The sequence below is a fragment of the Pseudomonas sp. MD195_PC81_125 genome, assembly GCF_014060985.1.
Lineage (GTDB): Bacteria > Pseudomonadota > Gammaproteobacteria > Pseudomonadales > Pseudomonadaceae > Aquipseudomonas > Aquipseudomonas parakoreensis.
The window spans coordinates 1-7,204 of record NZ_JABULD010000353.1; the positions used below are offsets into that span (position 1 = coordinate 1).

Sequence of the window (7,204 nt, forward strand, 5' to 3'; positions counted from 1 at the left end):
CGGCTCACCACTGACAGCCTGTTTCTGGCGAAGCGTCCATGGTGATGTCTTGATCGAATGAATACTTCTTACCGGATTTGTAATTCGTGTAGGTCATCCCATAGATTCGGGCACCTTGGCTGACCATTTCGTATTCGCCTGTCAGCGACCCTTCGGAAACCTCCACCCAGATTGTCGTGAACTGAGAGGGGCGCCCTTCCTCCATGACTTCCTCTTCGACACCCCGGTAGACAAGGGGAATCGCCTTTGGGGACTTTGTGTATCTAACCCCTGCTCCACTCCAGCGGGAGACCGTGTCGTAATAGGATCGAAACTCGAAATTGATGTTCTTGCCTCCCAACGAACGGAAGCAAGAAACCTCGGTAGTAACCTCACCGTGGGCAGTCAGCGGTATCAGGAGAAGCGCAGAAATAAACGCAGACGAAGATTTCAAACCAACCATTCCTTTAGCGGTTCATGGGTAATTGAAAGCGCATCCTCACCGCGCAGTAGGCGACGTCTTCACGCAACAGACGGCCAGCCATCTCACAATGCCCGTCTGCGTACTTCTTCCAAAGCGGATTATCGAACTCATCCCCTCCCAGCCGCTCAATGGAGGCCGCTAAGTCTCTGTCACGATCCTTCCCTGCAATCGCAGATGCCGCCTTGTAAAAACCATCCAACGGTAAACCCGTCTGCAGAGCAACCAATTCCCCCAACCGGGCATTGGTTGTTTGCACCAGGCACCCAAGCCTTTCGATGGGCGCCTCTGCACCGGGCAAAACCGACTGATAGATATCCTCGCAATATGCCTCTTTAAAGCGCACCCACTTCTTTTGCACATCAATCAGTTGCTTCTTGTCGGCCGGCGCCAAACCGACCAGCGCTTTCTTGTATTGCTCATTCAGCATTGCATCGACTTTTTCAAAAGTCTGTTGACCGCAAATGATCATATCGGGATTGGAAAAGCTGTCGGGATTGCAGGTTTCTTGGGCATGTGCAGGAACCAGCAAAGCAGCCAAAGAAACACCCGCAACCCGCCCAAAGAACGCCTTGAGTTTGATCATGGCCCGGATACTCCGCCACTGCGCTCAGCTACCCGAGCAGGAATCTTCGAAGCCTTTCCTGCTTCCGCCATGCGCGATGCATATTGCTTGTACGCCGGCACTGCTCGCTCTTTATCGTTCATGGCCCAATAGCTATCTGCGAGATTCAGGTAAGCCACCGTCCGTTCCGGATTGTGGGCAATCACCGCATTCAGTAACTGGATAGACTCCGTGTAGTAACCCGCCTCGCCCAGCAGAAAACCGACATCGTTGGACCAACCAGGGTGCTGCGAGAAGTAGTACTTTCCGACGATATAACTTTCCGGAGAGCACGCGCCATGCGAGTCATTTCCCAACAACATATTACTCATCACTTCCTTGAACGAGCTGCTGTCGCCCTTTCGATAGGCTGCCAGCGCTTTATCCAGCAGGTCAGCTGAACCGACTGTCATCAGTTTTTTATAACCGCCCTGAGGGCTGCCAACGTTTGCAGCCCGCAACTTTTTAAGCGCTTCGAGGCCGTTGAATGAAGCCAGAGTGGTTGAGCCCAACGTCTCAATCGGCAGCTCCGCTACGCTCACAAGCGAGCGATCGCAGTAGTGGTTATTGACCACTTGCAGCACTTTCATCAGCTCAAACTGCTTTGAGCCATTATTGAAGGTGAACAAAAGATTGAAGTTAAAAACAGCGTTGTCTTCTTCGTTGGTCACCAGCGCAATGTAGTCCCCCGCCTCAACGAACCGCTGTTTGACCAGGACCTCTTCCTCTTGTGGATCCACAACCGTCATGGCTCCAGGCCGGCCGTTGAAAACCCGAACGCTAAAACTATCCAGAAGATCAGACGAGTACTGACTCTTCGTAAGAGGCAAAGCCTTGGACGTATCGAGCAATATGTCCTCATTGCGCCCTTGAACCGGCGCGATCAACAACCGGTTGGATGCCTCGTCCGCGTCTCCCGCCAGAACGAACACGTTTTGCCGTGATTCATCCCCCAACAAGCTTGCCGGGATTTCCTTGAGGACTTGGGGTGCAGCGAGTGCGTGTGGTGCGAAAGCCACGGACACGGCAATGGCCAGGAGTCCACCGAGTAGAATTGAACATCCTTTCACGCTTTAACTCCGTAACTGAAATCTATTCGGGCTGACCTTCATAACGCTGTGTCTGCGGGTTGAATTGCCACAGATGTGGTCGGGTCATGGCTACGTTGTTTTTGTAGCGAATCTGCCCGCGTTTATCCCTGATGTAGGAATAGATCTCGATGTCTTTGACGTCTCCGCCATTCTTGGGCGGACCGTCCAGTACTTTGATCCCGGCAAAGTAATCACCGCCGGTATGCTTCAAATAACCACGGCACTGGATCAGGAAGGCGTACGTCATGTCGCCGGCCGAACCGTGACTTGAATAGGAGAGGAAGATGAAATCGTCTCGGCCATCGCCATTGAGATCACCTTGGTACACCACCTTGCCACGCTCTAGAGAAAATTCACCATCGTAGAAGCCAGAATGTATGTCTTCGACACTTTCTCCGCTGTCTTTCCATTGCGTAAGAAAAGTCTTGGTATCGCTTTTCTCGTTGCAGATATCCGACGCCATCGCTGCCATCGGCAACCAGCTCATACATAACAACAGCAGTCTTTTCACTTCATTTCCTTTGAACTAACCCGCCTCAATTCAGCGGGAGTGTTTTTCCATTCGCAGCAAAGGGCGCACTCGCCGTAGCGCGGATCTGAATGCCCGCGATCAACTGGTTCATCCCATCACTCTTCATCAAGTGTCGGTGGCTCTGCGTCCACCCTCTTCACCAACCGAAGCTCGTTGTTCACAAACTCGTAGTAACGATCCCGTTAACGGTTTCTCAACCGATTGCCTCGCTCGTCCTTTTCGCCATTGGCCGTGACGCCGGAAATGATGATCAATCGGCTGTCAGGCACGAAGGACGTATCGAACGTGTTGCCTTCGTATGCGTTCGGCAACCCGCCGACAACCTCCCCCGTGCGAGCATCCAGCACGTGGCCGCAAATAGAACTGCCGCCACAAGCGAACATGTAGAGGATGTAATGACCGACGAAATTGACTTGCCTTTCAGCGCCTGCTCGCGTGCCTTATCCATCATCGAGTTGCTGTGTTCTTGCGGCACCGGTTCGTGATTGATACCAGTGAACACTGGGGTGAAGGTGTAATCCTTGAAGTCCGGGTCAGCTGCGAAAGCCACGGACGTGACAATGGCCAGGAAGCCACCAAGTAGAACTGAACATCCTTTCACGCTGTAACTCCTTTTGGTCATCGCAGGCTTACTCAAAAGCCATGCTGCGCACTGCTGTTTTGATTTCTTCAAATCCTTCGGCGCTGATAGCCAACGAAGTGACCGAGCCTGATTCCGCCGATCCTATCAACACGCTTTCGCCGCGCAGCAGGCAGAAAGCGACGCGGGTGATGTGACGTCGTGACTTGTCATGGAAACCGAAGATGAACCCCGAGGACCTCTCCCCACCTAATGCCTCAAAGGTGTATCCGTTTTTTGGCCCCGCCAGCGACGTCGGCTCCCAACCATGATCGGTCAGGGTCGCCGGGCATTTACGGTCGTTACTCTCTCGCACAAGTTGCAACTCTATCGTGTCATCAAGCGGCGGCTTCTGAGTAGTGAGCACAGAAAAGTTGTTGGTGTTTTCACACATGACACCGAACCAGGGCTGGCTCAGGTTTGTGGGCTTTTCGAAATTCCACTCATAACCCGTCGAGGTCTGAGCCTGCGATAAACGCGGGGCGCTAGAGGTTTCAGGCTGTTGTTTGGCCGCAATGAATATCAGATCAGGCGTATTGAACTGCAACCATTGATCTTTCGAGAGCGTCATTGAGAACCGACAAGGTGTCATGTCGATCGCAGCTTCGGTTGGGCCTTGCGCGATCTGCGACTGACCCGACGCATTGCCCACCGAGGCAACAGTTGCGGCGGCATGACCGACCTGCGCGAAAGCAGCAACGCTGATCAGCAATACCCGCAGATAACGAGGTCTCACGAAACCCGGAATCGACAATTCATCAGGCACAGTTCCACTCACTTAGAATTTAACGGCAAAGAATCGCGACACATCCGCGCTCCGAATTTCAAATGCAGTGGCTCGCCTTGATCGGCTCTGGACCTTGCGACTTCAATCGCGCCACGTTGTCGATGCTCAACCGGTGACCTTTATCAGCCGCCATTTGATAACAGGCTAACGCTCGGGACATGTCCTTTGTTCCCAACTCGCCACCCTCAAAAGTAGAAGCCAGATAACTCATCGCCTCTATGGAGCCCATGTTGATTGCTCGAATGACCTGCTCTTCTGCCTGCTTTGGATGGAGGCAAGGACCGTCGTAATCGGTGGAGTTCCCCATACAAAAAAACGAGGCATAACCCAATGCACCACTCGGCGTCTTTGACGCGGCTTGGAACAAAGCCTCAACTTTGCTGGTTTCCAGCTGGGACGCCATCTGCGAAAGGCTCAGTCTTGCCGCTGACTCGCTCGCCTCTGGATCACCTGACTCTGCTGCGCAGACATAATTTTCCAGAGACGCTTCAATCAACTCCACAGTTAGACGGTACTGCTCAAGAAACCCTAACTCTCCTAAAGCCTCGGCACGTTGTTCGCAGAAGTTCTCGGCGCGGCTCATTCCGGGTTTACGTGTTGCGACAAGATCATTCTCGCTGATCGACCAGTCTTCGACGCCCTCAAGTACCCAACATGCCTGACGTGAGAAGTTGAAGATTTTTACATTGCTGTTGCCCGCCCGCTTATCGACCACGTTGACGTGACTGTCATCGACCTCTTCAATCTCGACTCCCGGTGTCTTGCCGGGTGTGATGGCGGCCATCAGCGGGTAGGTGAAAGAAGCTCCGCTGACGCCCGAGGTCGAAGGCTCAAAGGTACTACGGTCCTTGCCTGCTACCGGCTTCAACAAAAGCGACTTGACCGTCATCGCAGTGAGACGGCGCTGTGATTCACTGCTGGCGGAAAACGCTGTCAGGAACGCAGGGAATTCCTCCGAAGGACAGGCGCCGTTGGCCGGCGCTGTCGAAGTGCTCTTGTCGGGTGCAAGTGCAGGGACAATCTTGTCCAGATACGCCGAGCGCTCGCGACTCATTCTGGCGATGCACGAGTTGACCGCGAACACATGCGCCGGCACCCCCGTCTCGATCTCGAATGCCTCCAAAGGGCAGTTCGCATCGCGCAACTTCAGCCATGCACGTTGCGATTCTTTAACCTTCGCTGCGTACTCCGCTCCCAATGCCGGATCCGCTCGATAATCAGACTCAAGCCGCGCCATCAATTGCTTGTAGCTGAGGTTCAACTGCGTATCGGCAGCCTTCTTCGCCGCCTCCGAGCAGGGCACCATTTCCAGGCTTGAGCTGACATGGCTGCAGTCATCCTGCGCGTACACCGCTGAGAGTGGCAGCAGCACGGCCATCAGGGTAAAAACAAAACGTTTCACTGTGTTCTTCCTTGAGTCATTCAGGCTTTGCGTTTGGAGAACCGGGTGACGCATTGCTTGGGTATGTTCATTTCCCAGTAGGTGCTGAGCAACGCTTTACGCTTTTTATCGACGCGCAAATTAACGAAACCATCGCCGCAATCCGGCTGCAATTCTTCGAAGGTGCCGGTTCTGGCTTGGTAAATGAACACTCGGTAGTAGTCGTAAGTACCCATGCCGTCATCAAGCTGCCAGATCGCGAAATCCTGTGCGCCGTCGAAATTGAAATCGTCGAACTGCATGTGGAGTTCGTTTACGGCTTCAAAATCGACCGTCCGCGACTCGTTATGCGTTTCGCCTTTAACGGCGACGTTCAGCGTTGAGCCTTTGAGAACCAGCGTTGCTTCAACGCCTTGCGTTGGGCTGAACGTGACGGTTTCGGCTAGCGACGGGATCGTCCACAGCAGGCCCAGCAGTGATAACGCTAAAGTTTTGAAATGCATGTACTCGCCCTATTCCCACTTGCATCCGGACTCCAGAGAGGAGTCGATGCTGGTATTGATTCCGAAGCTGTACACCTTGCCGTTGCACTGCTTTGTGTAAGACATCGAGACGATCTGCGAGCCTTGTGTCATCAACTCATAAGTGCCCGTGACCTCGCCGTTGATGACTTCGGACCAAGTTCTGGTGTGCTACCAAGGCGCGTCCGGATCGAGGATTTCATTCTGAGAATCCGTCAACACAATGGAAATAGGCTCGCTGGATTTGGCGTACTTCACAAAACCACCGGACCATTTGCTGGCTTCGTCATAGTAGGTACGGAGTTCGAAGCAAAGTGATTCGGTGGTGACTGCGCTTTGAGCGCCTAAAGGAAATAGCGCAAAAAAGAGAAAGAAAAGTTTATGCATGCTCATCCAAGTCGACGCTTTCGCCCGAATGCTCTGGCTTGTCCGTTTCAACGTCTGCTCTTGTCCGGTGCCAAAGCCAATTGGCGAGCACGCTCTATCGTCGCGCGAATTAGGCAGGCATCGGACCACTCACCGAAAACAGATCTATGCGATTTCGGGTCGGCCTGGCACTCCGCATCTCGAAATTTCATCCAGGCTCTTTGAGTTTCCCTCAGTGCTTTCTGACCGCTTTCGTCCAGCCGACTCATACGATCCCGATATACAGAGTTCAACAATGCATCCGCGTCAGGAACCATCAGACCAAGAACACCATTTCCCGAGGGAAACCACTCAACGTCCGCCAATGCCTGTTCGCTTTCATTGTTCCAATTGTAGAGGCCGTTTTCTTCGATCTTCAGTGTGGCGGATCGCTGATGGTGATTCGTCGGATCACTCTCGCTGACCTCCGAGCGATAAACAATTTCCAAATAGATAGGGTCGGTTGTGCGCTGAGGATCATTCAATAGCGTTTGCCGAACAATGGCCCGTTGCTTTTTGCTCTCAGTGATCTCTATCGAAAAGCACGGATCCGGCCCAGGACGTTCTGCGGACGCCTTCCTCTCCAGGCATTGATTACGAACCGCCATGGAAGGGGTATCCGAACCGCCACCCACATCAACGACTCTGACAAGCAACCGGACTTCCGGATCCTTGGAAAAGTCGGCCTGAAGGATGGTGGCAATCATCGTGCCCTCAGCCATGACCACAGGCGACAGTATTGAAAGTAATAAAATGAGGCTGAATCTGAAAATCTGCATTCCTCGGCGTCCGTAAAAAAACTCA

At 53.1% G+C, this 7,204-nt stretch carries 10 protein-coding genes; 1 reads left to right on the forward strand and 9 read right to left on the reverse strand.

Annotated features, from left to right (window positions below):
• Positions 1 to 4: 4 nt before the first annotated feature.
• From HT737_RS14740 to HT737_RS14755, 4 genes are all read right to left on the reverse strand, one after another.
• Entirely contained in the window at positions 5 to 433 is a 429-nt protein-coding gene (locus tag HT737_RS14740; RefSeq protein WP_306287210.1) for a hypothetical protein, read from the reverse strand.
• Between the two features lie 13 nt (positions 434 to 446).
• Positions 447 to 1,046, reverse strand: a complete 600-nt coding sequence (locus HT737_RS14745) for a lysozyme inhibitor LprI family protein (RefSeq protein ID WP_121182746.1) — start codon at positions 1,044 to 1,046, stop codon at positions 447 to 449.
• A complete protein-coding gene (locus HT737_RS14750; protein WP_374011170.1) occupies positions 1,043 to 2,089 on the reverse strand; it encodes a tetratricopeptide repeat protein in 1,047 nt (348 codons plus the stop codon). The genes HT737_RS14745 and HT737_RS14750 overlap by 4 nt, the downstream gene beginning before the upstream one ends.
• A 67-nt stretch (positions 2,090 to 2,156) precedes the next feature.
• Positions 2,157 to 2,666, reverse strand: coding sequence for a hypothetical protein (locus HT737_RS14755; protein WP_374011171.1), 510 nt, complete (start codon positions 2,664 to 2,666; stop codon positions 2,157 to 2,159).
• Positions 2,667 to 2,755: 89 nt separating this feature from the next.
• On the opposite strand from HT737_RS14755, the gene HT737_RS14760 reads away from it, so the two are divergent.
• Complete coding sequence (locus HT737_RS14760; protein ID WP_182403038.1) at positions 2,756 to 3,172, forward strand: hypothetical protein; 417 nt, start codon at positions 2,756 to 2,758, stop codon at positions 3,170 to 3,172.
• 144 nt (positions 3,173 to 3,316) lie between these two features.
• Here the strand turns inward: HT737_RS14760 and HT737_RS14765 are convergent, their stop codons facing one another.
• The 5 genes from HT737_RS14765 to HT737_RS14785 all read right to left on the reverse strand — a co-directional run.
• Positions 3,317 to 4,072: a hypothetical protein gene (locus tag HT737_RS14765; RefSeq protein WP_374011172.1), complete on the reverse strand. Its 756-nt coding sequence runs from the start codon at positions 4,070 to 4,072 to the stop codon at positions 3,317 to 3,319.
• 58 nt (positions 4,073 to 4,130) lie between these two features.
• On the reverse strand, positions 4,131 to 5,495 hold the full coding sequence (locus tag HT737_RS14770) for a lysozyme inhibitor LprI family protein (RefSeq protein WP_182403040.1): 1,365 nt from the start codon (positions 5,493 to 5,495) through the stop codon (positions 4,131 to 4,133).
• 20 nt (positions 5,496 to 5,515) lie between these two features.
• Entirely contained in the window at positions 5,516 to 5,977 is a 462-nt protein-coding gene (locus HT737_RS14775; RefSeq protein WP_182403042.1) for a hypothetical protein, read from the reverse strand.
• A 189-nt stretch (positions 5,978 to 6,166) separates the two neighbouring features.
• Complete coding sequence (locus HT737_RS31820; protein WP_306287211.1) at positions 6,167 to 6,388, reverse strand: hypothetical protein; 222 nt, start codon at positions 6,386 to 6,388, stop codon at positions 6,167 to 6,169.
• Between the two features lie 41 nt (positions 6,389 to 6,429).
• The coding region (locus HT737_RS14785) for a lysozyme inhibitor LprI family protein (protein WP_306287212.1) at positions 6,430 to 7,204 on the reverse strand (775 nt) is incomplete at its 5' end.